This is a genomic window from Mesorhizobium sp. WSM4898 (assembly GCF_029625845.1).
In the GTDB taxonomy this organism is placed as follows: Bacteria; Pseudomonadota; Alphaproteobacteria; order Rhizobiales; family Rhizobiaceae; genus Mesorhizobium.
The window spans coordinates 205,662-230,273 of record NZ_JARTVQ010000005.1; the positions used below are offsets into that span (position 1 = coordinate 205,662).

A 24,612-nucleotide genomic window follows, 5' to 3' on the forward strand; every position below is an offset into this window, starting at 1 on the left:
CAAACGTTTCGGTTGGCCGGCGGTTTGCAAAACATCCCACGAAACAAACGTTTCCAGCCTCTCCAGCGGGTCACCCGTCATTCTATCTCTGCCGTGCCGGCCAAAATCGAGTTGATAAAAACGTTGATTGAGGACGAAGGCACGATAGGGTACGAAGCCTAGCGAAACGGAACGAAATTAGAGCCTATAAGTTGTTGTTTAAGAACGGAAAGTTATTTCTCCCTCCGCCGAGAGACGGGAGTGATTTCAAAGAATTATTCAAACGACTGGCGGCGGCCGGTGCGGGTCGACCGTTGGACAAAGACGGGTTTCCTGCTGGCCCATGGACGCCCGAACTCCTTGCAGAGGCGATTTCACTGATTGATTCCAACCGGGTTGGGGTCGATCTGCGAACGGTGCAGCTTTGGTTTCAAGAGAACGAGAAGGGAATTAGCGCTGCCAACATTCGTTGGCTGGCGCGGGTTTTTGGATGCGATGATCCGGTCGCAACTAGCGAATGGCAGATGGAGCTTAGTGAGGCGCAATCGCGGTTATCGGCCAAGAGACGAGAATGGAAGAGAGCCGGAAGCAGCGTTGCTCAGGAGATCCCAGATACGGCAGTGACTGCGACCATCGATAACGAGACAGACTCCCCGGTAGAGCTGATACTGGATACTGACCCCAAGGCGCCGAGCCGGCGCTTTAGTTTGGCGAGGAAATCGGAGGCGTTTTTTAGTCGCGGATCTCCCCTGAATTTACCGGCGTCGGTGTTTGCGGGTGTCACCGCGCTTGGGTTTTTGTCGTATCTTACGGGGATTCACAGCGTGACGTATGGCCGGGCGGATGGCATCGTCAAGCAGGTCGGGTTTCTTTGGACAGCGAATTGGACATTTGTCTTCATGGTATTTTTACCACTGTTTTTTGCCTTCGTGACCGAGCTGGTGACCTTTTGGAAAGATGAAGGTCGCCCAAAGCTTGTGGCGCAGGGCGACAAGATGGAAAGCGACGATGCCTGGGCGCGCACCGTACAAGCTTCTTCATATTCATATTGGGCGGTTTTTTTGATTTGCGTGGTGTTCGCCGGTCTTTTTCAGTGGATCGGCGTGTCTTTGATCCCGTTGCTCAAAGGGGGTGGCAACTATGCGACGGATTGGGGCTCGTTAGCGATTGTGCGCCCTGAGGTTATATCGGTGCCGGAAGCGGTCGTGTTCACGGGACTCGCTTACCTGTATATGTGCCTCTGTTTTTATCTGTTCTTCGTAGGTCTCATTTTGCTTTATACCGTGATCCATGATCTTTGGAAGACTGGAGAAGCAGCGAATAATCGACCCGAGGTTGACTATCAACACGAGCTCCATGAAACCAACCTAAGGGTTATGCGTGCGATTTTTCGTTGTACTGTTTTGGGGTTTCTGATCGCCATAGCCATGAAGCTCCAGAGTGCTTACCTGACATCGCGTGGAGAGAATATTGTGTCTTGGTTGGTCGGCGATATGTCTAACGCCTTTTATGGGCACAATGATGTGAGCGCCGGGATCATCTACCGTAGGCCGACCCATTACAGTAGCCTTCTTATCGCTATTTCGACCTGTGTGGTATTTGTGTTCGGCTCTATCCGTTTAGGTGTCGAACGTCGGTTTTCTATGTCTTTGTGGAGGATGTCAGCGATCGTAGCGTTACTCGTGGCTAGTTACTTGCTGATCGATGCATTTTCTGGCTTTTCGATCCTTCTGGGCGTTGGAATGCTGTTCGCAGTATACGGCCTGTTTGATCCAGGGTTGGGGCGAGGGCAAGCGAGTAAGTTAGGAAACAATCAGAGTGTATCATAGTTGGCTTGATCGTTGGGATGAGCGGCGGGCACGACGCGGTGAAGAAGGGAAGAAACCATCGGATTTCGCCCTTGACGCCGAACTCGCCTTTCCAGGTGCGGAGAAGATAACAAGTATCGAGGAATTCTGTGCCCTTGCGGACCAGGCCGTGGCTGATCCAGCCTTTTTCGATGGCCCGAATGTGAGTGATCAGGGGTTTGAAAGGCTAGATTGGTGGCTCAAATTTCCATCGGACATTTCTACTGATATCAAACAGAACAATGTCGTCTCGGCGAAAATCACAGAAAGCGGATCGTTCGATCAGGCGATGGTGATTTTTCACCATTGGAATGCAAGCTCCCGGAATCGCCAGATCGCCAGTTTTTTCTCGAAGCGTGGCATCACGGTTGTCGAGATCGCCATGCCCTATCATTTCGAGCGCAGCCGTCCCGGATCCCTGCACGCCGATTATATGCTTAGTGCCAATCTTGGTCGAACGATCCAATCCGTAAGGCAGGCAGTATTGGACGGTCGAAAACTCATACGTTGGTTGAAGAACGAAGGCTATCGCGAGATTTCGGTTCTCGGAATGAGCTTGGGTTCCTGGGTTGCGGCCATAGTCGCAACACACGACTTGGCTGTTTCAAAAGCCTCTTTGTTTCTGACGGCGGGGAGTCTAGCGGATATGGTTTGGACGGGCCGTGCGACACGATCGATACGCGATAGCCTTGAGCCTGAGATTGAGCTGACCGATCTCAGAAGGGCCTGGGGTCCACTTAACTTGGAGAACTACGCGCATAGTCTGGCACGACCTGATCTCGATCTTCACGTTGTGTTGGCCAAGAGAGACAAAGTGGTGTTGCCAGAGCTATCGGAAAGCTTCATGCAGAGGCTGAAGGACGTCGGTGCTAGGCCAACTATTTTGAAAATGAATTGTGGTCATTATTCGCTTGCTATCCCACCTTACATTGTGTTGGCCGGTCTGAGCTTGAAGCGGTTTCTGTCGCGCGCTGACAAGTCGGCCCGGCGAGCATGAGTTTGGCTTTGGCCGGTCAGTTCACCAGCAAGTTCTCTGGCGGGCATCACGACACAAAAGTGATGAATGTGGGGTCGCCACCTACCGGAACCGACCCCGACAAAGGCGCAGGCATGACCCCGGCAATTGTCACCACGACACCCTTCTTCTCTAAACGCGCCGGCAGGTTTGACGGCTTGTTCTCATAGGGTTTCTTTTCATCAGCAAGCATTCCTCGCGCCGGCACAGTCGCCCATGTCAAAGTCCCGTTATCATCCCCGCCGCTAACGACGATGACGCCAGCGGCCGCACAGCCGCGGCGGGGGCGCTAGTCGGTCGCGGGCCCGACCGCCAGGGGCAGAGGAGCGATGCCCGCTGGGCCGAATTATAGGGCCCTTAGGAACAGTCGTGGGGCGGCTAGGTGTCGGCTCTGCCAGGCGGGATCGTTTCGGAAAAGAGGAAGGTCGCTGGATCAAGTTTTAACGCCTTGGCAATCGCGGCAATCGTGTCCACGCTGATGTTGCCGCTCGCGCGTTCCAGTTTCGTGAATGTCGCCTCCGCCACGCCGATGAGTTCGGCCATCTCATAGCGGTGCAAAGTACGTCGTTGTCGCTCAAAATCGATGATATGCGCCAGCCGCTTGCGGATCGCATTGTCGTCCAACCGATGCGCCCATTCCGGAACTTTCTTACCGCCGGCGAGGAGTCCTGCAAAAGACATTTGCAAGCCGTTTGCCATGATCTGCAGCGTCGTCAATGTGACATTATTTTTCTGACGCACAGTCTGAATGTACGTTCGGTAGGCGAGTTTCTCACCGTCGGCGGTCCGAAACAGCTCGGCCATATGCATATGGGATAGGCCACGTTTGGCTCTCTCCCTCTCAAGCGTCAGAGCAATGTTGGCGCGCAACGGGTTATTGACCAGGCCTTCGTCGTCTCGTTTCATAAATCGATGTAGTCGCACAAACCTGCCTTTTCGATCTGTCCTTTTTCGCGCGGATCATCCATAGTAAACTATCAAATCTGCAGCGAGGAAAAGGCTATGACCATACTCAAATTGATACTGGGGGGTGCCGTCGCCATCGCGAGCGCCGCAGCTCTTCCATCTCAATCAAAAGCGTCGGAATGGGGCTGTCAGGTCCTTCTATGTCTTTCCGGCGATTGGCAAGGCACCCCCTCGTGCCACCCGCCAATTTACAAGTTGATTGCGGCGATGGAAGCCCCGGGTTTTAATTGGCCGACCTGTCCGCAAGCCAACTCCAGCGCGGCGAGATTTGAGAAGTATGAGGATTGTCCGTCTGGCTGGCAAGCAGTTGGCAGCTCCGAATCCGATCGGCCGAGCTTAGGTCAAGAACGAAACATCTGCCGCATCGCGGCCGATCGGCTCTCTTTGCCCGTCGTTTTCAAAAACAACGCCCTCGGCGGGCATCATGGAGACGGATCACGTCAGGTCCAAATCGAAATCGACGGTAAGGTGGTTGCGGCAACAATCCAGACCGCGGGGAACGATGGAGGGCATTCCCTTGGTAATGGTCCGACCTACTACACCATCCCTCGGCCGATGCGCGGAAAGCCCTGGTTCCTCGAGTATGATGACGCGAACGGCGTGCGCCAGAAAAGTTGGTTCAATCTCAACATGCCTTGAGCCAGGCGATCACGCAGGACGAGGTACTATTGGGTCGCAATTAGGGAGGTTTGTAGTGTTCAAGGCGCTTCTCCTGTCTGCTGTGATTATGAACACAGGCGCAGTGTTGGCGGCGGCTGGTCAGAGCGACAAGCCGCGATCAAGTGTGGACAATCCTATGTGGCCCGCTTCACTGAAATGGGACTGCAAGACCGCTGCCAAAATCGTGTGTGAGCGTGATGGCAGTTGCTCAGTGGCTGGGGACCACACTGGATTTGTGCTGAACTACGGGAGCAACGAAGCTGAGTTCCCGGCCAGCAATGTCAGGATCAAACGCCACTATCAGCAAACAGTGCAGGCAAGCCCTTTGCAGCAGGAAGTCAAGGTCGAACTGGCCGACAATCGCGTTCTCTGGCTGACGGCCGTGGATGCCAGCCGCACTTATTCGGAAGCGTGGGTCGGCGCAATGAGCGAGCTGAAGGGTGGCGCTGTACTAATGGAATCTGAGGGAGTCTATTGCATGCCGCACAAGTGAGTGCCGGGCGGGCGAGCGAAGGCCGACACAGTCTGGTCTGAGGCGCCAACCTCGGTGTTTCAGAAAACGGCGAGTCGTCCCATTCAGATTCGTCATACGATGAGGCAGCTTAAGTATTCTCTATATGTCAGCCCAAGACAATAACGAAACGGGACTGGAAAAAGCTAATCATTTCTTTTGGGTTGTCTCAATAGGACTTCGCGTCGACCAATACCTACTTTGGTAGATTAACGTTTATTGGTGAAAGTCGCGTAATATAGCTTATGGAACTTCGAAATTGCGCAATGCCTGGAAGAAGAATAAGTAGCATCGCCCGCATCCATCAGCTTTTGTTTGATTGACAGATTGTCTGACGAATTATACCCTGCAGCCCTCTGGCTACCTCGGTTGGACCCGCATCGGGGCCGGCGCGTAAAACCATATGCCTAGCCGCTCCTGCGCAACCAGCGGGAGGCTATTTCGACCGACTGGAACGAATGACTATGACCGGGAAAATCAATGTATCTGAGGCGTTCTCGCAGTTCGAGGAGAACTGGCGCCCAAAAGTCATCGCGACGCTTAATGGCCAGGAAGTTAAGGTGGTGAAGATCAAGGGCGAGTTTCCCTGGCACTTCCACGAGAACGACGATGAGTTCTTCATGGTGTGGAGCGGCCGCCTGCGCGTGGAGTTCCGCGACCGCGTTGTGGAGATGGGCCCCGGCGAATGCGTCGTCATCCCCCGTGGGATCGAGCATCGCAGTTGCGCGGATGTCGAGACGGAATTCGTGATCTTTGAGCCGGCCAACGTGCTAAACACGGGCAATCTTGGTATCATCGACACCTATACAGCCCCCAACGGCGTTGCCGTCTAGCGCACGCCGGGAAAGCGCCGGCGCGCTGGCAGGGTGCGGCGCATGCTTTTGATGGGCTTATCGGCTGCTCGCGCCATCTAACAAGTGAAGCTTCCCCAACTTACTCCTTCTGACAGCTCAGAAATGCGGCATGCAACGCGTCGACGTCGACCTCCCCTTTTTTACCGATCACGACAAGACTTGAGCAATTCGGGGCGTCTGAAGCGCGCTCGCAAAGATCGAGCGACCACCTCGGACCTACGACTTGCAGCAGGAACCATCGACCCGGTTGGGGGTCCAGGCGGATAAAGCCTTTGACGCGCAGCACACCGACGGGAAAAGCTGCCGCCAACGCGCAGATCCTTTTGCGGTCAAGCAGTCTATCGGCCGTCAGCACATGGCTCTCGAAAGTATCGGAGGCCGGTAAGCTCGCTTCGACAGCGGCGAAGCGGGATTTGGTAGAAATGCCTAAAATAACCTCGGCGGGGATTGCACAACGGACCGCTGGCAGGAGCCTCGCCGCCGGTGCGACGGTCGACAGCAGGTGTGAGATCGCCGCCAGGTCCTCCGCGCCTGCAATGTCGATTTTGTTTAGAACAACGAGATCAGCAGCGCGGATCTGCCCTTCGGCCACGGGCCCCGCTGCAGCATCAGCAACCGTCCGCGTGGCAGCATCGGCGTCCACTACGCAAACCACGCCATTGAGCCGCAATGCCGAATTGGTGAGCGCGACCTGAAGAACACCATGTGGCTCAGCGATGCCACTCGCCTCCAGTATTATTTGCGTGGGAGGCTCGTCGCGCATCGCGAGTTCTCCCAAGGTGGCAACAAGCCCGTTGGCGAGCGTGCAGCACACACAGCCATTGGCAAGATCGATGCTGTTGACGTCCTCGCGGCTGACAAGCTCGGCATCGATATTTACCGAGCCGAAATCATTGACGATGACTGCCAGCCGAATGCCATGATCCTGTGAGAGGAGAGAATTCAAAAGCGTCGTTTTTCCGGCGCCAAGAAAGCCGGTGACGAGCGTAAACCCGATCGATGCCTTACGCGCCGGTGGTAACTTTGCCGCCGACACTGAGGCATGTCCGATGCCGAGCAACATCTGCCAGGTGTCCGCCAGTTGGTCGCGGCGTCTGCTTTCGAGCTCCGCAAGGTTGCCTTCGTCTCTCATTTTGCTCATCGGGGCCCTTCCATACCTAGTCAGGCTGGCTGCTTTAAGCCGCCGAGCACTGTCCCCCAGATAGGGATGTGGCGGATACGATCGACCTCTACTTCGAGCGGATCTTCCTCCAGAATGGCGAAATCCGCCAGTTTACCGACCTCGATACTGCCCACCTCGTTTTCCATCCGTAGAATATACGCGGCGTCAATGGTGATCGCCCGCAAGGCCGCATCTCGCTCGATACGCTCGTGCGGCGCAAATACCGTCTTTCCGTCCTGAACAATGCGGGTCATGGCGATCCAAGCGGCCGTCAACGGATGCAGCGGCGCAACGGCAAAGGCATGATCGGAATGGAACGCGAAGGGCACGCCTTCGCGCTCGAGCGTGCCCACGCGCGCAGTGGCTTCCGCGCGATCAGGGCCCAGCCCTTGCGCGGACTGAAGTTGGCTGCGCGTGTGCAGGTAATAGATCAGAACGCTCGCAGCGCCGCCTAGTGCCTTGAGACGACGCGCCTGCTGTGTAGTGCTGATAAGGTAGTGTTCGATCGTGAAACGATGGTCGAAACGGGGAAGCCGACGCTGCAACTCGGCAAGTGCGTCAAGCGTGGCGTCCACCGCTTCATCGCCATTAGCGTGCACGTGGAGTTGGATACCGCGTTCCCAGTAGGGCATCATCCGGTCTGCCAACTCCTCCCAGGCGTCCTGGCCCCGCAAGCCGTTGCCGCCGTCCAAATAGCCGGGAAATTTGAGCCTAAGCGACATTGCCTGATAAGAGCCGTCGGTCCAGAACTTCACGCCGTGAAACCTGAGCTTCTCGTGGAAGTGGGCCGGGGCGAGGCCGGCGATGAAGTCAGGTGTTGCTTCGCCGTGAATGGCGCGCAGGCCGAACTCGCTGGGGGTGAGAACCATTCGCAGCGGAAAATCGTCGTCGAGCACGACCTGCCTGTGATCGCGCAATTCATCGTCGAAATTGGTGACACCGGTCCCCATGTCTGCCGTGAGCGTGATACCGGCGCGCTTGGCGGTGGCGGCGAGCTTGCGCATTCCCTCCCGAGCGCGCTGCGGATTAAGCATCTCGCGCCGAAACGGCTCCATCGCGAACCGGGTCGCCTCAAACTCGATGAACTGGCCATTGAGGCGCCCGTCCTCAAAGCGTCCGAGGCCGTGCATCTGCATCTCGTCGGTGGCGCCAAGCTGGTCAAGCATGGCGCTGTTTACGTAGAGGTAGTGGATAGCATAGGAGAGAACCCAAATCGGTCTCGTTTTCGAGATTCCGTCCAGGATATCCCTGTCGATTTGACCGCCATGGAACGCGGGATCGAAACCCCATGCAAACAGCGTCTGATTGGGATCCTCCATCGAACGATCGATCTCGCGCAGGCGCTCGAACACCGCTTCGCGCCCTTTGACCGCCGGCTCAAGCCACGTCGGGGAATCGATCGGACCGATATAGTTGAGGTTCACGACGCAGGCCGACCAGTGAAGGTGCGTGTGGGGATCGATCAGTCCGGGCATGATGATCTTGTCAGCGAACGTGTCGTCGACGACGTGGGGATAGCGCTCCAGCCAGGGCTTGATCGTCTCCATCGTGCCGACGGAGACGATCCGACCGTCGCGTACGGCCACCGCGCTCGCCTCCGGGCGGCCGGGATCCATGGTGATGATCTTCTTGGCCTGATAGACGCGGATTTCTGACATTTTGGAATCCTCCCGGACGACCATTCAGGGCCGCATTAAGCTGCTGTTTCAGACCAATTTCTCAAGCCGGACCTCAGCCCGGCTACGCCCGAGGCAAATCGGCTCGACCTCCCGCGGTTTCCGGTATCAAGCCGCGCGGACCGAAGCGCAGCACGAGGAGCATGATCAGCCCCATGAGAAGGAAGCGCATGTGCGGAGCGCTTTCCATGAGGCGCTGATGAATCAGACTACCTTCCGGCAGCGGCGAACTGATAAGGCGCATGAGCCAAGCACCAGCGGGCTCAGCCTCCACCCAAACGAACCAGATCAGGAACGCTCCGAGCACCGCGCCCCAGTTGTTCCCCGAACCGCCAACGATGACCATGACCCAAATTAAAAACGTGAAGCGGAGCGGATTGTATGCGGCAGGCGCATACACGCCATCAAGCGACACCAACATCGCGCCGGCCATACCAATGACAGCTGAACCCAACACGAAGACTTGGAGATGCCGCCTGGTGACATCCTTTCCCATCGCAGCAGCTGAAATGTAGTTGTCGCGGATGGCGCGCATCATTCGTCCCCATGGAGAGTGGAGCGCGCGCTCACTCAGCCACAATAGCACGCCGAGAACCAAGAGAAATAATAAAGTATATCCGAGTTTTACGGCAATTCCAGCAAGATCTGATGGGTCCGCACCAATTTTATCCGCAAGTCGTATAAACCATTCCATCTGACGCAGCGACATCTCGTCCGCGAAAGGGCGTGGAATGCCGCTGACATTCTTTACGCCGCGGGTGAGCCAGCTCTCGTTCTTCATCACCGCCAGAATGATTTCGGAAATTCCCAGTGTGGCGATCGCCAGATAGTCAGAACGCAAGCCGAGCGCTACTTTGCCAGTCAGCCAAGCTGTGGCAGCGGCAAAAGCTCCACCGACAAACCACGAAACCACGATGGGCAGACCAATGCCGCCAAGGTAGCCGTTGCGCGCGGCATCGAAATTCTCAATCGCGTCCGTGGCCGGCAAGAAAAACGAGCTGGCGAGAACAATTCCCCCGGCAATAATGAGAAGGATGGCGGGAAGCCGCCACTGGGCCGGCAGCCACCTCCTTGCGCCGAGGGTTGCGAGGATCGTTGCGACCACACATACCAGAGACAGCGCCAATCCACCCGCGCCGACGTGCCATGCTCCCACCACGGGCGGCAGCGAGAGGACGGCTGCGAAGCCGCCTAGTGCGGCGAAGCCCATTCCCCCGACGTTGAAGAGCCCGGCATAGCCCCACTGAATGTTAACGCCGAGAGCCATAATGGCTGAAACGAGGCACAGGTTGAGGATAGTGACACTCACGTTCCAACCTTGCAGGAAGCCAATGGCCAAAAGCGCGGCCGTCATGATGGCGTAGAGGAAAGCTGGGCGGAAACGTTTCACAGTACCCTCCCTTTGAAGATTCCTGTCGGACGGAGCAAGAGAACAAGGACGAGGATGACGAAGGAGACGGCATATTTGTAGTCGACCGATATGAGTTGCACCAACCCTTCGGGTCGGAACCCCAAATATTCGAGCACCCGCTTGTACGGATAGGTTATTGCAACCTCGGAGAACGCGACCAGATAACCGCCGACAACTGCGCCCAGCGGATTACCGATACCCCCGACCATAGCGGCTGCGAAGAACGGCAGTAGTAACTGAACATAGTTAAACGGCTTAAAGCTTTTATCGAGGCCATACAGTGTGCCGGCCAGGGTCGCCAGACCTGCCGCGAGCAACCAGCAAACCAGGACGACCCTTTCGGGATTGATGCCTGAGAGCAACGCCAGATCCTCGTTATCGGAGAAAGCGCGCATCGCCTTGCCGGTGCGAGTGCGAGCGAGAAACCAGAATAGCCATCCCATGGCGAGCACGGTGGCCACGACGGTGACTAGTACCGTAACTTTGACGGCCACACCTTCAGCAAGACCTGTCAGTTCGCGGAAGCCAGCGGCGCTGATTAGAAACCGTTCCCCATCGGCAAAGCGCTGGTCGTCCGATCCAATGAGGATACGGACGAGACCGCCATAGATGAAGGTCACGCCGACCGAGGCCATGGTCATTATGACGGGGGCAACGCGCTTGTTCCGATAGAAGCGATAAACAATCCGGTCCGTTGCCAATGCAAGTCCCGCCGCAGCGGCAATCCCGACGGGTAATGCGAGCAGCGCAGTCGGCAAAACTCCGAATCCGATGCCAAGCGACTGCAGCCACCACGTAAGAAGAATGGTGACTGCGGTGCCAAACGCCATGAGGTCGCCATGAGCGAAATTTGCGAAGCGAAGAATACCGAAAATCAAAGTAACGCCGAGCGCGCCTAGCGCGACCTGCGAACCATAGGCAATTGCAGGTAAGATGACGAAATTGGTGAACAGTGCCATCGCATTGAAGATGTCGATCACACTCAGCCTCCCAGAAATGACGCACGAACCTGCGGATCGGCTAGCAGTTCATTTCCAGTACCGGTATGGGCGTTGCGCCCCTGCACCAGAACGTAGCCGCAGTCGGCTATTTGCAGTGCCTGCCGCGCGTTCTGTTCCACCATGAGGATCGCGATCCCAGTGGCGGCGACGTCGAGAATGCGGTCGAACAGTTCATCCATGACGATCGGCGAAACGCCGGCGGTCGGTTCATCGAGCATTAGAAGAGCGGGTCTCGTCATTAGCGCGCGACCCACGGCAACCTGTTGTCGCTGCCCGCCCGACAGTTCACCGGCTGGCTGCCGCCGCTTCTCCTTGAGAATGGGGAACAGCGCGAAGACCTGATCGAGAGTCTCGGAGAAATCGTCCTCGCGGATGTATGCGCCCATTTCGAGGTTCTCCTCGACGCTCATCGTCACAAACACGTTGTGTGTCTGTGGCACAAAGCCCATGCCGGCCCGTACACGTTCCTGTGGTGAAAGGGCGGTGATGTCGCGCCCAGCGAGCAACACGCGGCCTTCGCGAAGCGCGAGCATTCCGAAGATGGCCTTCATCGCCGTAGACTTCCCGGCGCCGTTTGGGCCGACGATGACCGCGATTTCGCCCCTGTCGACCGATATGGTGCATCCATGAAGGATATCTGCACCGCCATAACCTCCGGTCATGGTCTCGCCTATCAGCATGCTCACTGGGCCGAACTCCTCGGTTCACGCGCCGGGCGCTGCCTGAGACCTCGTCCGAGATAGGCCTCAATCACCTGTTCATTCGCCTTTACGGTCGCAGCGGAACCCTGGGCTAGCACTTTCCCTTCAGCCATCACGATCACCGGGTCGCAGAGACGCGCGATGAAATCCATGTCGTGCTCGATCATGCAGAAGGTGTAGGCCCGCTCACGGTTTAGCCGGAGAATCGCGTCGCCTACGGTGTTCAGCAAAGTGCGGTTCACGCCCGCACCCACTTCGTCCAGGAAGACGATCTTGGCGTCAGTCATCATCGTCCTCCCGATCTCGAGCAGTTTCTTTTGTCCGCCGGACAGGTTGCCCGCACGTTCGTCCGCCACGTGCGAAAGCTGTAGAAAAGCAATTACGTCGTCGGCCCTGGCACGAACCTCTTGTTCACGGGCCGCAACTTTCGATGGTCGACACCAGACATCGACGAGCGATTCACCGGGCTGCCCTCCAGGCACCATCATCAAATTGTCCCTGACGCTGAGGGTGGCGAATTCATGGGCAATCTGGAACGTCCGCAGCAAGCCCCTCGCAAACAACTGGTGCGGAGGCAGGCCGGTAATTTCGTTTCCGTCCAGCATAACCCGACCCGACACTGGTCGATGATGGCCGGCTATCGCATTGAAAAGAGTTGTCTTGCCGGCACCATTCGGCCCAATCAAGCCAGTAATCGATCCTTTCTCGATCGTAAGGCTGACACCATCGACCGCGCGGAGTCCCCCGAAATGGACATGCAGGTCTTCTACTTGGATCAACACGACCTCCCACGTAAAAAGGCAGCCGCCAGTTCTACACTGGCGACTGCCCGGTTAGCGCCGCGCTCAATGGAAGCCGACGGTTTCGAACTTTCCTCCCTTGATTACATATTCGCGGTAGGAGCCCCCGACGTCGCCGTTTTTGTCGAACTCGACGTTTGTCGCACCGACATAATCGATATCGCCACCATCCTTCAGGATCTGCAGCCCCTTGGCGAGTTCACCCGGGTAGATCTTTTCTCCAGGCGCATTGGCAACGGACTCGAGCGCATCGCGAATTTTTTTGCGATCCGTGGAGCCGGCCTTCTGAATCGCCAGACCGATCAGAGCCATGGCGTCATAATACTCGCGCCTGTAAACGCCATTAGGATTGAAACCGGCCGCCTTTGCCACGGCGTCAAAGGCTTCGCCGCCCTTGCCCTCCGAACCTGCGACGGCACCGATCGAACCTTCAAGATCCTTGCCCACTGCGTCGAGAAGAGATTGGTAGTACATGCCGTCGCCAAAAGCGAAGCGACTGAAAGCACCGGACTCGAGTGACTGGCGCACGATGCCGAGTCCGCCTTGGTCGGCGTACCCAAACACGACGAGAAGATCACCTCCAGCAGCAGCCAGGGCCGCCACTTCGGCCGAGTAGTCGGCCTTGCCGTCATCGTGCGGAGCAGCCAGGGTAATCGTGCCGCCGGCTGCCTTGTATGAGGCTGAGAAGGAGTCAGTCATGGCCTTGCCGTAGTCGCTGTTCGAATAGGAGACTGCCACTTCCTTGAGGTTCTTCTTCATCAGCATGTCGGTAATGACTTGCCCAAGCCGAGCGTCCGAGGGCGCGGTACGGTAGAAGTAGCCAGGGGCAATGCCAGTGAGTGCGGGCGACGTGGCCGAGGGCGAGATCGTCAAGACGCCATTCGGTTTCGTCACGTTGTTCACAATCGCCGCGGTCACTCCCGAGCAATCGGCGCCGACGAGTGCCACGATCTTGTCGCTAGATACTAGGCGCTCCGCCGCCGGGACGGCGGCCGAGGAATCGATGCAGGTGGAATCGGCATGGGGCGTTACGATTTTGCTGCCGCCAAGAAGTAGCCCGCTGCGATTGATCTCGTCCGCCGCGATCTCAGCGGCGCGGGCGTAGTTCGGGGCTTCTGACTCCGTCGGTCCCGTAAATCCAACGATGATCCCGACCTTAATATCCGCTGCACTGGCACTTGCGCATGCGATGCCAGTTGCCGCAAGTGCGGCCGTAAACATGCGTCTCAATTGGTACATTTACATTCCTCCCAATCTCGTTCGGCAATCACCAGGGCGCCTTCAGGACGCTCCCGCTGCAAAACGATCATACATTCACTTTGTCTGACAATCTGTCAATAGCTGCATTCTCGTCGCCCCAGATTTTCTGACCAACATAGTGTTGGAGTGACGCCCACTGATCCTTGAGATGCTCATCGGGCCGATTGGCGTGCGCGCTCTAGTTTTCGCGGAAATCACCGCATCTGCGAGGTCGTCCCGTATCGGTGCAACCTTGATCAAAATCATCTCTTTTGAGGCTTGGGCCGCGACCTGTACTGCCGCTAGCGCTTTTTCAACCAGGGTATACCACCAGCATAGGTCACGAACGCATCCTTGGCGATTATGCCACTATCGATTGGAAGGAAGGCCCCGGTTATCGCACGGGCGCGATCGGAGACAAGAAAGGCGATGGTTTCAGCCACGTCTTCCGGCTCGGGCAGGTAGTTCAGCGCGTGGGGCTCCATAATCCTTGATTCGTCACGTTCTCCGGCGGCTATCGCGGCGACAAGAGGCGGCGTCATAACGTGGGTCGGCCCGATGCAATTGACGCGAATGTTGAAGCGGCCCAATTCAGCAGCAAGCAGCGTCATACGCTCAATTGCCACTTTACCGGGGTTATAGGCTGGCAGCGGCAACGGCATTCGAGAATGAATTGATCCCAAGGTTACGATGGCGCCTTTTTCATTGGGGATCATTTGCCGGGCAAAGGATTGGCAGGCGTGAATGGCGCCGAAGTAATTGACCTTCCACATCCGCTCATGCGCGACCATGTCCATGTCGAGCACACATTCCGGGTTTGGCTGCATCGCAGCGGAAGTCACAAGTACCTCGACAGCACCGAGTTCAGATCCGACTGTGGCAGCAGCCGCTTCAACGGCAGCGGCGTTTGACACGTCGCAACGGATAAACCTTGCGTTATGCCCAGCTTCGGTAAGTTCCCGCTCCACCCGCCATCCTTCGGCTTCATCGATATCGATGAGTGCCAAGGTGTATGGTCTTTTGCCAATCGTTTCGCCGTAGCCTCACCTAGCCCGCTGCCTCCGCCGGTAATCACTGCGACACGTGAACTCATGGCGAAACCTCCTTGCATGCAACCCACGTAAGGTAGCTATGGAATGTCTTACATTCTGTCAATATTACTTTCTACGCTCAGATTGACCAACACCTCGGGGCGCCGGAATCCCGGAGATGTGGCTCTTGCCCGACAGGCTCGAACTGGTCTTGGCCTGTGAGACGCCACAAAGAAAACCAGCATCGCAACCGCCGCACTGTCATCTCAGTGCCGGTTTCCGCTCTTGCGAGCTAAACGCACCATCGAATTGGCAGTGTCGCTATGCATGCGAGTCGGGTGAAGTAGGCTCACCCGGCTCGATCACCTGAACACCGCTGATAAACAGGCTCCTGGAGCTCAGCTCGGGTCTCCAAGACGACTTGCGCATATCCAAGGACGGGACTGTCGATCTAAATTCCGAACGCACGACATCTAGATTTCACGTCCGGCCCGATGTCCGTCAATGATCGCAAGTTCGATATCTCTTGGCTGGAAACAGTCTCCGATCAGACGCACGGCGACTTGTTTGTCCCGAAGCGGCTGGGCCAGCGCATCATCGGCGGCACCGCCGGCGCCAATAATAACGGAATCCACGTTCTTGATGGAATCCGGCTGCCACGTGACCACATTGTATACCTCTACGCCGTCGTCCGTTATCTCCCAAGGGGCGGTATGCGTCAGAAGGCGTACGTTCGGGAAGTTCATCAGCCTTTCCAGTTGATGGTGGCGCGTCGGGGACGGCATGTGTGGCGCAATGGTCTCGAGGCCAGTGATGAATGTGATCTCGTGCCCCCGCTCAGCCAGAAAATCGGCAACACTGACGGCCTCGCCGCGACCAACCAGATCGAATATGGCCAGACGCTTTCCAAGAACCGCCTGATTTGCCATGGCGTCGCGTGTCGTAAAGACATGAGGCAATCCGGCGCCTTCGATCTCGGGTAAATAGGGCTTCGAGCCTGTTGCGACGACAACTTCGTCCGGCTCCTCGCCAAGAATTGTATCTAGGGTAACCTCTGTTCTAAGACGAATGTCCACGCCGAGCTTTGGCAGTTGGCGCTCGAACCACAAGATGATTTCTTCGAAGCTGTCGCGCTTCGGGGCTTTCATCACCAAATTGACTTGGCCGCCGAGTCGAGAACCCCTGTCGAACAAAACCACCCGGTGGCCGCGAGTGGCCGCGATGCGGGCTGCTTCCATTCCAGCGGGCCCACCACCGACGATGACCACCTTTCGTGGAGTTGCGGCGGGCGGGAGTTCGCTCCAAATGCCCTCCCGGCCGGTTACGGGGTTATAAATGCACCCAACCCCCAGTCCAATATCGACGTGACCGACGCAAGCCTGCGTGCAGCCTATGCAGGTGCGGATGTCGTCTACCCTGCCCGCCTTCGCTTTGTTCGGGAAATGAGGATCCGCGATAAGGGTTTTCGCCATGCCGATGATATCGGCCTTGCCATCGGCAAGGGTTCGCTCGGCAATGCCAGGAGAATCCATACGCCCGGCACCAACAACCGGCAGCGCGACGGCGGCTTTGATTGCCGCAGGCAGGTGCACGAATGCACCGGGCTCGTAGTAGTGGCTTGGCCAATGCATGCGGCCCTGACGCGGTATGGAGGTCACCGCGTGCCACATGTTGAAATAGTCGACGAGACCTTCCGCTTCGAGGAGTTTCGCCAACTCAACGTAGTCCGCGAGTTGCAGACTGAACTCGGCCAGATCGTCATACATCCTGATTCCGACGATCCGGTCAGGGCCCATCTCTGCACGCAGGACGTTCAGAACTTCGCGCAGGAACGTCATACGCTCGAGGAGCGTATGACCACCATATTTGTCTGAACGGCGATTACCGTTGGGATGAAGGAAATTGGCGGCAAGGTAGTCCATTCCAACAGCGAGTTCGATGCCGTCGTACCCGACCTTACGGAGGCGACCCGCGGCGGCACCAAAGGACGCAACGATCTCCTCCACCTCCCCGGTGTCTAGAACGTGTGGCATGATCATTGGCACGGAATAGTCGGGTGTTGGCACAGCAGACGGCGCAACGATCGCGCGGCCGTGATACGCACCACCGTCCATGAGGCGGCGGCCCCGGTGGCCAAGCTGTGCCAGGATCGGAACGTCGTAGTCGTGGGATGCATCCGCCATCCGTTTGAATGCATCTGAACTTGAGTCGGAATAGTTGGTAAGAGAGAGTGAGAGTTGGCCATCGTAAACCGGTACAGTATGACCGGCGACGATGATCCCGGCGCCCCCCTTCGCGCGCTCGCGAACATAGTCCGCATAGGCTTGGCTCGGCGTGCCGTCGCCCTGCTGATAGTGTGCAGCATGGCCCGTATTCATGATACGGTTTTTGACCGTATAGCTGCCGATGCGAATTGGGGCGAAAAGGTTCGGGAAGAAATCGTTCACTGCTGGTCTCTTCGAGTTTTCGGGACTGCGAGCCGGACTGGCTGTCGGATGGGAGGGTGCCGCCCAACGGGCACGATTGTAAGACAATCTTAATCTAAGTCAATCGCACTCCTCGTGCTTGTTGCGTCCTGTTTGAAGCCATGATCCTTCAATTTTCTCACGGCGATGTCAGTGACAAACGGTGTGTTCGCAACGCAAGGAGACCGTTTGCCGGGAGTACTTTGCAGTCGTTTGAAACATTAGCTCGGAGCGCTCGGCTGTTGTGGACTGCGGCTTCCTGAAGAAAAACTCGGGCTAGAACATCGGGATCATCAAATGACCATGAACAGCGCAGTCTCTGTAGTTTCCTATCGAACTTCTCGTAGCGATGTTCATCATATTGATCCTATAAATTATTACTATATTTAACATAAATAAAACAAATATGGTCAAATTCACTGTGCAATTCGTGCTGATATTCTTATCGCTAACATTACTAGAGACCGGCTTTGCGAAATCACACGGCATTAAAGGAAACTCTGGTAAATTTCTCCTGAGCGACGGCTGTGCATCCGTGGAGTTGGCCGCCTTGAATAGGCGGCCATAGCTCCGTGGGTCTCGACCCTACTACTCGGTTGGGAAATATGTGTACTTCCCATCGTCACCCTTCTTCCACTTGTAGACGATATAGTCGGCTCTCGTTATGTCGCCCTTTGAATCGTAGCTGAGATCGCCAATTACAGTCTTGAAGGCACCCTTGGCTTTGATTGCCTCCGCCACTTTTGCTGGATCGTTCGTGCCGGCCGCGTTGGCAGCTGCCGCAATCACCTGAACAGCCGCATATGAGTAAAGGGTGTAGGATTCCGGCTCGAACCCTGATTCACGAAATTTCTTGACGATTCCGGATGCAGCTGGATTTTGGCGCGGATCCGGCGGAAAAGTCATTAGCGTGCCGTCGGCGGCGTCGCCGACAATGGCGGCGAACTCGTCGGTGGCGATAGCGTCTCCCGCCATCAGGTTCGCCTTCATACCTTGATCAGCCATTTGTCGAGTTATCAAAGCGGCTTCGGTATGATCGCCGCCATAGTAGACAAGCGAAACGCCATCCTGCTTGAGCTTGGAAACAAGTGCCGAGAAATCCTTGTCCCCGACGTTGATTCCTTCGTAGGCGACGTCTTGCAATCCACCGGCATTTATCTGTTTTCTCACTGCATCGACCATCCCTTGTCCGACAGGCGTCTTATTGTGGACAAAGGCAATCTTTGCATCCTTGAAGTGTTTCAACAGATAGGAGCTGGCAACCGCTCCCTGCTGATCCGCACGGCCGCACGTACGAAATACATTCCAGAGGCCCCGGTCAGTAAGATCCGGGTTGATTGAGGACGGACTGACCTGGAGAATCCCGTTTTCCGCATAGACATCCGAAGCGGGAATTGAAACGCCGGAATTGTAATGGCCGACTACGAACTTAATGCCGTCGGCAACAAACTTGTTCGCCACAGAGATGCCCTGCTTGGGGTCAGCTACGTCATCACCAATTTCGAGGGTGATTTTCTCGCCGTTCATTCCGCCCGACGCATTGATGTCATCGACGGCTTGCTTGGCGCCTCTTTGCAATTGCGCGCCGAAAGCCGCTCCCGGACCAGTAATGGGACCGGCAACCCCCATAAGCACATCTGCCCAGGCACTACTGCCAAATCCGAAAACCGTAGCCATGGCTACCGCCACCAATAGAGATTTTTTCATTTTCGTTCCCCTTTTCGTTAGTGTAGTTTCGTTATTCGCAGAACTCGACGGCAGTATCTGTAAGAATATCGCAAAGACGTTCGACAGACTTGATATCAACCCATTCGGTCGGCGCATGCGCACCGCCTCCAGCCGCTCCAAACATCACGCTGGGGATGCCGGCAGCTTGTAGAATGGCGCAATCTGTCCAGAAGGGCTCACCTCGACGGATTGGCTTTTCGCCCATCACGCGTGTTGCGGCACGATCGAGCGTAACCACGACTGGTTCCGCCTCAGCTACCGCGAAGGGAGGACGGTCGAGGCCAACGGTCAATGCGGCGCGAAAATCGGGATCGATCGATGCAAGATTGTCCAGTATCTGCTGGAGCTCGGTCGTCACCGAAGCCGCGGTCTCGCCAGGAATCGTGCGACGCTCCAGGGACATGCGGCACTCAGCCGGGTAGCTGGAGATTTCTTTTCCACCCTCGATCAACGAGGCGTGCACGGATCCGGATTTCAGAGTTGGGTGCGTGGGTGCTGCTCGAAGGCGCTTATCGTAGTCCTCTAGTGCGGATAGGAATTTTCCGGCCTTGGCGATTGCGTCGATGCCCAAATCCGGGCGTGAGCCGTGGGCCGCGCGACCGTAGACTGTCACGTAGCACCACGTGAAACCACGATGCGCAACGGTGAGCTCCAAATGGCTGGGCTCGGTGACAATGGCCGCGTCTGCCGTAAACTTGGCAACGACTTGTTCCGTGCCGAAAGAGGCAAATTCCTCATCGGCGACACAGGCCACGAGGATATCCCCCCGCAGGCCGCTCGCCTTCGCGCGCACCGCCGCAACCATCATTGCGGCAACTCCGCCTTTCATATCAAAGGAGCCACGACCGAAGAGCCGGTCATCGCGAACAACCGGGGTTAGCGCATCTCCATCATAGCCTGAGATCGAGACCGTATCGATATGTCCGTTGAACATAAGCGACCGGCCGCCGCCTGACCCGCGCGCGATACCGACAATCGAAGGCCGTCCTGGACGCTCCTCAACCCGGTGAACCTCAAACCCGCGCGCCGATAGCCAATCGGCACAGAAGGCCGCGATCTTTGCCTCACCCTCTCCTTCAACGACCAGGTCAGGATTGACGGAGTTGATGGCGATCAGCTGTTTCAACAGCTCGACCGGATCGTCAAGAACGGGCTCGTCTACCGGAACTGTCTGGCAGCCGATCGCCATCAGCGGCTCTCCTCCCGCAACGGCCTAGGGTGTTAATCCAAGCTCTGCATCGAAACTGTTTTGATGACATTATGAGTGTCAGACATTTTGTCAATAGTCAGAGCCCTCAATCCCAACGAACATCGATCAGGCCAGGCGGCTGGATTGGGCGGCCGGGCTGGCAAGAGGCGAACTGTGCTCGATAAGGTTCTTGCTGCTGTTGACCATGCGCCGGAAAAAGCCGCCGCATACGGACCCAGCTAGGGATGATCAAGGAACTCCGCGATATATCCCGCATCGAAGGGAAGGCGCATAGGCTGTCGTCCCAGAATATCACGCAGTGCCGACCCGATGGCTGCGGCGGGTATGATCACGGGAGGCTCACCGATTCCCTTTGCCCCGAAAGGCCCAGTGGCGCTCTCGTTTGTCTCGATGAATATGGTTTCGATTGACTTCGGAACGTCAGCGATGGTCGGCATGCGGTAATCGTGGAAATTGTCGTTGCGGACTGCGCCGTCCTTGTCGATTTCCAGGTTCTCATAAAGCGCATAGCCTATACCCTGGACGACACCGCCCTCGACCTGTCCACGGGCAGCGAGCGGATTGAGGATGCGCCCGACGTCATGGACGGCAACATAGCGGAGCACCTCTATTCGTCCGGTCTCGTCGTCCAAGGCTATTTCAACGGCATGACAATGGAACGTCGCCTCCCCCAGTCGAGCGAAGCGCGCGTTCTCCAACTGCGAACCCTCGATCTCGGAAGGCCTTTCCCGATAACGCGCGGATGCTACGACCGGGCCAGACCGCATCCTGGCCGACGACACCACGTCGGCCAACGGCAGCGATGCGTTTGACTGGCCGACACCCTCAACCCTGCCTTCGCGCAGAACCAGGTTCTCGGGCGGGACGCCCAGCATCTCTGATGCCTCATCCTTGATCTGGCCAACGACTTCTTCCAGGGCACGCAGCGTCGCATTGCCGGTAGAAAAAAGCGTCCGACTTCCTCTGGAGCCGGATTCGAACGGGGCGTCGCGGGTACTGCCATTGTTCAGTGCCACTCGCTCAGGGTCGATTCCCAGCACCTCGGAAACCATCGCCGGCAACGTCGTAGAGATCACACTTGTACCAATCTCGGTACCGCCTGATGACACAGTTGCGCTTCCATCGTCATGCACTTGCACGACCGCCGATGACGGCGTTCCCAGTGACGACCACCATGTACAGGCAAAGCCGTAGCCGCGTCGCCGGATGTCTCCGGCAGGCCGCTCCTCTGAACGGAATGCTCGTAGGCGTTCCAGCGCCAGGTCCATGCATTGTTCGATACTCACGTCCGACATCAGTTCGCCACCTGGACCTCGCTGCCCCTTCCTAATGAAGTTGCGGCGGCGGACCTCGACGGGATCAAGGCCTAGTATTTGGGCAATCTCATCGAGATGTGCCTCGCCGGCATAGACGAGCTGCGGTCCGGTGGGTCCACGAAATGAGCCGGTTGGACAAGTATTGGTGTAGACGGCTCGCGACGATAGATCGATATTTTCGATGTGGTAGGGCCCGGTAGCGTAGAAGGCAGCCATAGAATTCAATGCCTGGATATCAAGCGCATAGGCGCCCGAATCCAGGAGAATGCTACATTTCCTTCCAAGCAGATGGCCATCGGGATCGACCGCGCTCGAGATTTCCACGATCGAATTCTCGCGAGGGCTGCCGTTGCGCATATCTTCGCCCCGCTCGCAAATCAGTTGCACTGGGCGACCTGTTGCAAGGGCCAGCGCCGACGCGTGCGGCGCGTAGCCGACATGCAGCTTACCTCCAAATCCTCCGCCTACTGCGGGAACCCGGATTTCGATTTTGCCGATCGGTATATCAAACAACTCGCTAAGCACCATACGCACGCCAAACGGCTGCTGGGTGCTCATGATGAGTGACAGTCCGTCTGCGCAGGGCATGGCAGTCACTCCCCGCGGCTCGAGATAGCCCTGATGCACGCGATGGGTTTCGACCCGCGTCGTGACAATTTTGTGCGCCAGTTGAAATGTGGCGTCCACATCGCCCCTTACGATGCGGGCGGTGTCGAGTACGTTCTTAGCAATTCCATGGACGAGAGGTGCTTGTGGCTCCACAGCCGCGGCAAGATCCACAACGAACGGCAGCGGATCAATCTGTACCTCGACAAGCCTTGATGCCCGGCGAGCTGCGCTCAAACTCGTGGCGGCGATCATTGCTAGTGGTTCGCCCACAAAACGTACGACATGCCTGGCAAGCACCGGCTGATCGTGCAAGTAGTTACCGTACGTCCGATCGGGCAGATCTTCAGCGGTCAGGACGCAAACCACGCCATCCATTCCTCGCGCGGCATCGACGCTGATTTGCCTTATGGTTCCGGCCGCCACTGGCGACCGCACCAGAACAGCGTAGAGCATGTCCGGCACGGAAATATCTTCAGTGTACTTTATGGCACCAGTGATCCGTTCCCTGGCGTCCCGGCGAAGGAATTTGGTCCCGAGAAGGTTCACAGCTGTTCCCCTCCGTTCGCCAGTTTCGCCAGGGCGGCTTGCAGCGCCTGTCGTATGGGCAGATAGCCCGTGCAACGGCACAGATTGCCGGCCAGCGCAGTTGCGATCTGAGATTCAGTCACGTCCCGACCACATGATTGCTTCGCAAGAGCGCAAGCCGTGACGACAATGCCTGGCGTACAGAAACCGCACTGCGCTGCATCGGTATCGATCATTTCCTCGACGATAAGTCGACCGGCAGGTGTAGCGACCACGCCCTCAATCGTTTCGATGCGGGCGCCCTCGCATTCAAGGGCGTAGACCAGACAAGAATTCACCGGCCGTCCATCCAGAAGAACGGTGCAGGCACCGCAGTCGCCGGTGCCGCAGCCAAGCTTGGTTCCGGTTAATCCAAAGGCGTAACGGATCACGTCGATCAAGAGGGTATCCGCGTCGGCTTGCAAGCACCGCTGTTCGCCGTTGATGTCGACATTTATTGCCGCTGTCATGAGGAGCTGTCCTTGTTCCATTGGCGAGCCCTGCTTAGAGCTTCTGCCGCGACGGAAACGACCAGGGGACGCAAAACGTGCAGCCGGTGCTTGCGGCTGCCACGCACATCATCGATAGGTCTGGCGGCGGCAACGACAGCAGCGGCCGCGGCCGCGACGGCGCCACTGTCTACTGTCGAGCCTATCAGTTCGCTGGCCGCCTCCGGCACGAGCAAGGGCGTCGGACCACATGCCCCGACGGCAACCCGTGCATGCGTGCATCGGTCTCCGTTCAATTGCAGGAAGATCGCCACCCCTGCAACTGACAGGTCCATCGAATTGCGATAGGTGAAGCGACGGTAGGCCGACCCACCGCCGTCGAATGGAATCACAATGCGGGTAAGCAGTTCGCCTGGACGCATTGCGGTTCTGCCCGGCCCCTTGAAGAAGGCGTCTGCTGAAATCGACCGCTCGCCACCCAAGGAGGCAACCTCAAGTTCGCACCCGAGGACCAACAAGCCGCACAGCGTATCCGCTGCCGGAGAGGCTCGACAAATATTGCCGCCTATCGTCGCGCGACAACGGGTTTGCCAACCACCAACAACACTCGCGCCGTCACTGATTGCGTTCAGGCCAAGGCCCTTGTGGTAGGAAAGCGTATCAAGGCTTGTGCACGCGCCGATGCTGATCCCACGCCCCCCGACGTTGACATCGGTAAGGGCTTCAATCCCCTTGATATCAACCAGGCTATCGGCACTGACGACAGACTGAGCGCGCATCACGACGAGGTCTGTACCTCCTGCGAGGACGCATGCTTTCTCGTTGGCGATCAAGGCTAGCGCCTCAGAAACGAGTTTCGGTTTCGCATATGGCACTGACGTCAAATTCGACATTGAGCAAACTCATCCAGTACGCGCGTCACTTTGGTAGCTACCTGCTCGATCCCCGGGAGAAATGCTCTCACGTGGCAACGCAAACCTTAAAGAGCCACTTCCCGGCGGCACTCCACGATAGCGACGCGTTTCGAGCACCGTAACTACTGGGGCAGCGCAGCAACGACGGTGATCTCGACCTTCTGTCCGGGAACGAGCAAATCGACCTGCGCGGTCGAACGTACGGGCGGATTGGATTTATCGACCCATTCGTCCCACACGGTGTTCATGCCGGGGAAATCATTGCGATCCGCCAACCAGATCGTGGCTTGGATCACGTTTGATTTGTCGGTCCCGGCAAGCGCAAGCAACCGGTCGATCGAGGCCAGCACGGAGCGCGTCTGTTCCCCAAGGGTGTCCGCCTCCGAGCCCACTTGACCCGTCAGATAGACGGTGTTGCCGAACACGGCCGCCTGGGAAAGTCTGTGATTGGCCTCGAGACGCTTTACGTTCATGTCTTACCCTCTAAGAAATCCGCATGCCGGA

General features: G+C 57.2%; 22 protein-coding genes. 5 read left to right on the plus strand and 17 right to left on the minus strand.

Annotation, left to right across the window (positions count from 1 at the left end):
• Positions 1–194 precede the first annotated feature (194 nt).
• Both P9228_RS22640 and P9228_RS22645 read left to right on the plus strand, forming a co-directional pair.
• Complete coding sequence (locus P9228_RS22640; protein WP_278055856.1) at positions 195–1,808, plus strand: hypothetical protein; 1,614 nt, start codon at positions 195–197, stop codon at positions 1,806–1,808.
• Entirely contained in the window at positions 1,798–2,823 is a 1,026-nt protein-coding gene (locus tag P9228_RS22645) for an alpha/beta hydrolase family protein (protein ID WP_278055739.1), read from the plus strand. Before P9228_RS22640 ends, P9228_RS22645 begins: the two co-directional genes overlap by 11 nt.
• A 46-nt stretch (positions 2,824–2,869) precedes the next feature.
• Here the strand turns inward: P9228_RS22645 and P9228_RS22650 are convergent, their stop codons facing one another.
• On the minus strand, positions 2,870–3,034 hold the full coding sequence (locus tag P9228_RS22650) for a hypothetical protein (protein ID WP_278055740.1): 165 nt from the start codon (positions 3,032–3,034) through the stop codon (positions 2,870–2,872).
• Positions 3,035–3,219: 185 nt separating this feature from the next.
• Entirely contained in the window at positions 3,220–3,747 is a 528-nt protein-coding gene (locus P9228_RS22655) for a helix-turn-helix transcriptional regulator (RefSeq protein ID WP_278055741.1), read from the minus strand.
• Positions 3,748–3,843: 96 nt separating this feature from the next.
• Between P9228_RS22655 and P9228_RS22660 the strand changes: the two genes are divergently transcribed.
• The 3 genes from P9228_RS22660 to P9228_RS22670 all read left to right on the plus strand — a co-directional run bounded on the left by P9228_RS22660 (position 3,844) and on the right by P9228_RS22670 (position 5,811).
• Positions 3,844–4,446, plus strand: a complete 603-nt coding sequence (locus P9228_RS22660; protein ID WP_278055743.1) for a hypothetical protein — start codon at positions 3,844–3,846, stop codon at positions 4,444–4,446.
• A 55-nt stretch (positions 4,447–4,501) separates the two neighbouring features.
• A complete protein-coding gene (locus tag P9228_RS22665) occupies positions 4,502–4,960 on the plus strand; it encodes a hypothetical protein (protein ID WP_278055745.1) in 459 nt (152 codons plus the stop codon).
• Positions 4,961–5,442: 482 nt separating this feature from the next.
• Entirely contained in the window at positions 5,443–5,811 is a 369-nt protein-coding gene (locus P9228_RS22670) for a cupin domain-containing protein (RefSeq protein ID WP_278055747.1), read from the plus strand.
• A 100-nt stretch (positions 5,812–5,911) separates the two neighbouring features.
• Here the strand turns inward: P9228_RS22670 and P9228_RS22675 are convergent, their stop codons facing one another.
• The 15 genes from P9228_RS22675 to P9228_RS22745 form a co-directional block, all read right to left on the minus strand.
• Positions 5,912–6,973 (minus strand): GTP-binding protein, encoded by a 1,062-nt coding sequence (locus P9228_RS22675; RefSeq protein WP_278055748.1) that lies wholly within the window; start codon positions 6,971–6,973, stop codon positions 5,912–5,914.
• 20 nt (positions 6,974–6,993) lie between these two features.
• Entirely contained in the window at positions 6,994–8,652 is a 1,659-nt protein-coding gene (locus P9228_RS22680; RefSeq protein ID WP_278055750.1) for an amidohydrolase, read from the minus strand.
• An 82-nt stretch (positions 8,653–8,734) separates the two neighbouring features.
• Positions 8,735–10,060, minus strand: a complete 1,326-nt coding sequence (locus P9228_RS22685; RefSeq protein ID WP_278055751.1) for a branched-chain amino acid ABC transporter permease — start codon at positions 10,058–10,060, stop codon at positions 8,735–8,737.
• The gene (locus P9228_RS22690; protein WP_278055753.1) at positions 10,057–11,061 is read right to left on the minus strand and encodes a branched-chain amino acid ABC transporter permease; all 1,005 of its coding nucleotides are present in this window, start codon (positions 11,059–11,061) and stop codon (positions 10,057–10,059) included. The genes P9228_RS22685 and P9228_RS22690 overlap by 4 nt, the downstream gene beginning before the upstream one ends.
• A gap of 2 nt (positions 11,062–11,063) precedes the next feature.
• Positions 11,064–11,768, minus strand: coding sequence for an ABC transporter ATP-binding protein (locus P9228_RS22695; protein ID WP_278055754.1), 705 nt, complete (start codon positions 11,766–11,768; stop codon positions 11,064–11,066).
• Positions 11,765–12,562 carry an ABC transporter ATP-binding protein gene (locus P9228_RS22700; protein ID WP_278055756.1) on the minus strand — a complete coding sequence of 266 codons (798 nt, stop codon included), beginning with the start codon at positions 12,560–12,562 and terminating at the stop codon, positions 11,765–11,767. Before P9228_RS22700 ends, P9228_RS22695 begins: the two co-directional genes overlap by 4 nt.
• 66 nt (positions 12,563–12,628) lie before the next feature.
• Positions 12,629–13,822 (minus strand): ABC transporter substrate-binding protein, encoded by a 1,194-nt coding sequence (locus P9228_RS22705; protein WP_278055758.1) that lies wholly within the window; start codon positions 13,820–13,822, stop codon positions 12,629–12,631.
• Between the two features lie 302 nt (positions 13,823–14,124).
• Complete coding sequence (locus P9228_RS22710) at positions 14,125–14,850, minus strand: SDR family oxidoreductase (protein ID WP_278055858.1); 726 nt, start codon at positions 14,848–14,850, stop codon at positions 14,125–14,127.
• A 476-nt stretch (positions 14,851–15,326) separates the two neighbouring features.
• Positions 15,327–17,300 (minus strand): FAD-dependent oxidoreductase, encoded by a 1,974-nt coding sequence (locus tag P9228_RS22715; protein ID WP_278055760.1) that lies wholly within the window; start codon positions 17,298–17,300, stop codon positions 15,327–15,329.
• Positions 17,301–17,906: 606 nt separating this feature from the next.
• Entirely contained in the window at positions 17,907–19,025 is a 1,119-nt protein-coding gene (locus P9228_RS22720; RefSeq protein ID WP_278055761.1) for a branched-chain amino acid ABC transporter substrate-binding protein, read from the minus strand.
• Between the two features lie 31 nt (positions 19,026–19,056).
• Positions 19,057–20,235, minus strand: coding sequence for an ArgE/DapE family deacylase (locus tag P9228_RS22725; protein ID WP_278055762.1), 1,179 nt, complete (start codon positions 20,233–20,235; stop codon positions 19,057–19,059).
• A gap of 239 nt (positions 20,236–20,474) precedes the next feature.
• A complete protein-coding gene (locus P9228_RS22730) occupies positions 20,475–22,808 on the minus strand; it encodes a xanthine dehydrogenase family protein molybdopterin-binding subunit (RefSeq protein ID WP_347404320.1) in 2,334 nt (777 codons plus the stop codon).
• Positions 22,724–23,215, minus strand: coding sequence for a (2Fe-2S)-binding protein (locus tag P9228_RS22735; RefSeq protein ID WP_278055765.1), 492 nt, complete (start codon positions 23,213–23,215; stop codon positions 22,724–22,726). Before P9228_RS22735 ends, P9228_RS22730 begins: the two co-directional genes overlap by 85 nt.
• Complete coding sequence (locus P9228_RS22740; RefSeq protein ID WP_278055767.1) at positions 23,212–24,087, minus strand: xanthine dehydrogenase family protein subunit M; 876 nt, start codon at positions 24,085–24,087, stop codon at positions 23,212–23,214. The genes P9228_RS22735 and P9228_RS22740 overlap by 4 nt, the downstream gene beginning before the upstream one ends.
• 143 nt (positions 24,088–24,230) lie before the next feature.
• Complete coding sequence (locus P9228_RS22745) at positions 24,231–24,581, minus strand: RidA family protein (RefSeq protein WP_278055768.1); 351 nt, start codon at positions 24,579–24,581, stop codon at positions 24,231–24,233.
• Positions 24,582–24,612: the final 31 nt, after the last annotated feature.

What these genes read in the sequence shown, in the direction of transcription:
- P9228_RS22650 (WP_278055740.1), bottom strand. Translation starts at nt 3,034, where the DNA reads ATGCTTGCTGATGAAAAGAAACCCTATGAGAACAAGCCGTCAAACCTG.
- P9228_RS22655 (WP_278055741.1), bottom strand. Translation starts at nt 3,747, where the DNA reads ATGAAACGAGACGACGAAGGCCTGGTCAATAACCCGTTGCGCGCCAAC.
- P9228_RS22660 (WP_278055743.1), top strand. Translation starts at nt 3,844, where the DNA reads ATGACCATACTCAAATTGATACTGGGGGGTGCCGTCGCCATCGCGAGC.
- P9228_RS22670 (WP_278055747.1), top strand. Translation starts at nt 5,443, where the DNA reads ATGACCGGGAAAATCAATGTATCTGAGGCGTTCTCGCAGTTCGAGGAG.
- P9228_RS22675 (WP_278055748.1), bottom strand. Translation starts at nt 6,973, where the DNA reads ATGAGCAAAATGAGAGACGAAGGCAACCTTGCGGAGCTCGAAAGCAGA.
- P9228_RS22680 (WP_278055750.1), bottom strand. Translation starts at nt 8,652, where the DNA reads ATGTCAGAAATCCGCGTCTATCAGGCCAAGAAGATCATCACCATGGAT.
- P9228_RS22705 (WP_278055758.1), bottom strand. Translation starts at nt 13,822, where the DNA reads ATGTACCAATTGAGACGCATGTTTACGGCCGCACTTGCGGCAACTGGC.
- P9228_RS22720 (WP_278055761.1), bottom strand. Translation starts at nt 19,025, where the DNA reads ATGAAAAAATCTCTATTGGTGGCGGTAGCCATGGCTACGGTTTTCGGA.
- P9228_RS22725 (WP_278055762.1), bottom strand. Translation starts at nt 20,235, where the DNA reads ATGGCGATCGGCTGCCAGACAGTTCCGGTAGACGAGCCCGTTCTTGAC.
- P9228_RS22735 (WP_278055765.1), bottom strand. Translation starts at nt 23,215, where the DNA reads ATGACAGCGGCAATAAATGTCGACATCAACGGCGAACAGCGGTGCTTG.
- P9228_RS22740 (WP_278055767.1), bottom strand. Translation starts at nt 24,087, where the DNA reads ATGTCGAATTTGACGTCAGTGCCATATGCGAAACCGAAACTCGTTTCT.
- P9228_RS22745 (WP_278055768.1), bottom strand. Translation starts at nt 24,581, where the DNA reads ATGAACGTAAAGCGTCTCGAGGCCAATCACAGACTTTCCCAGGCGGCC.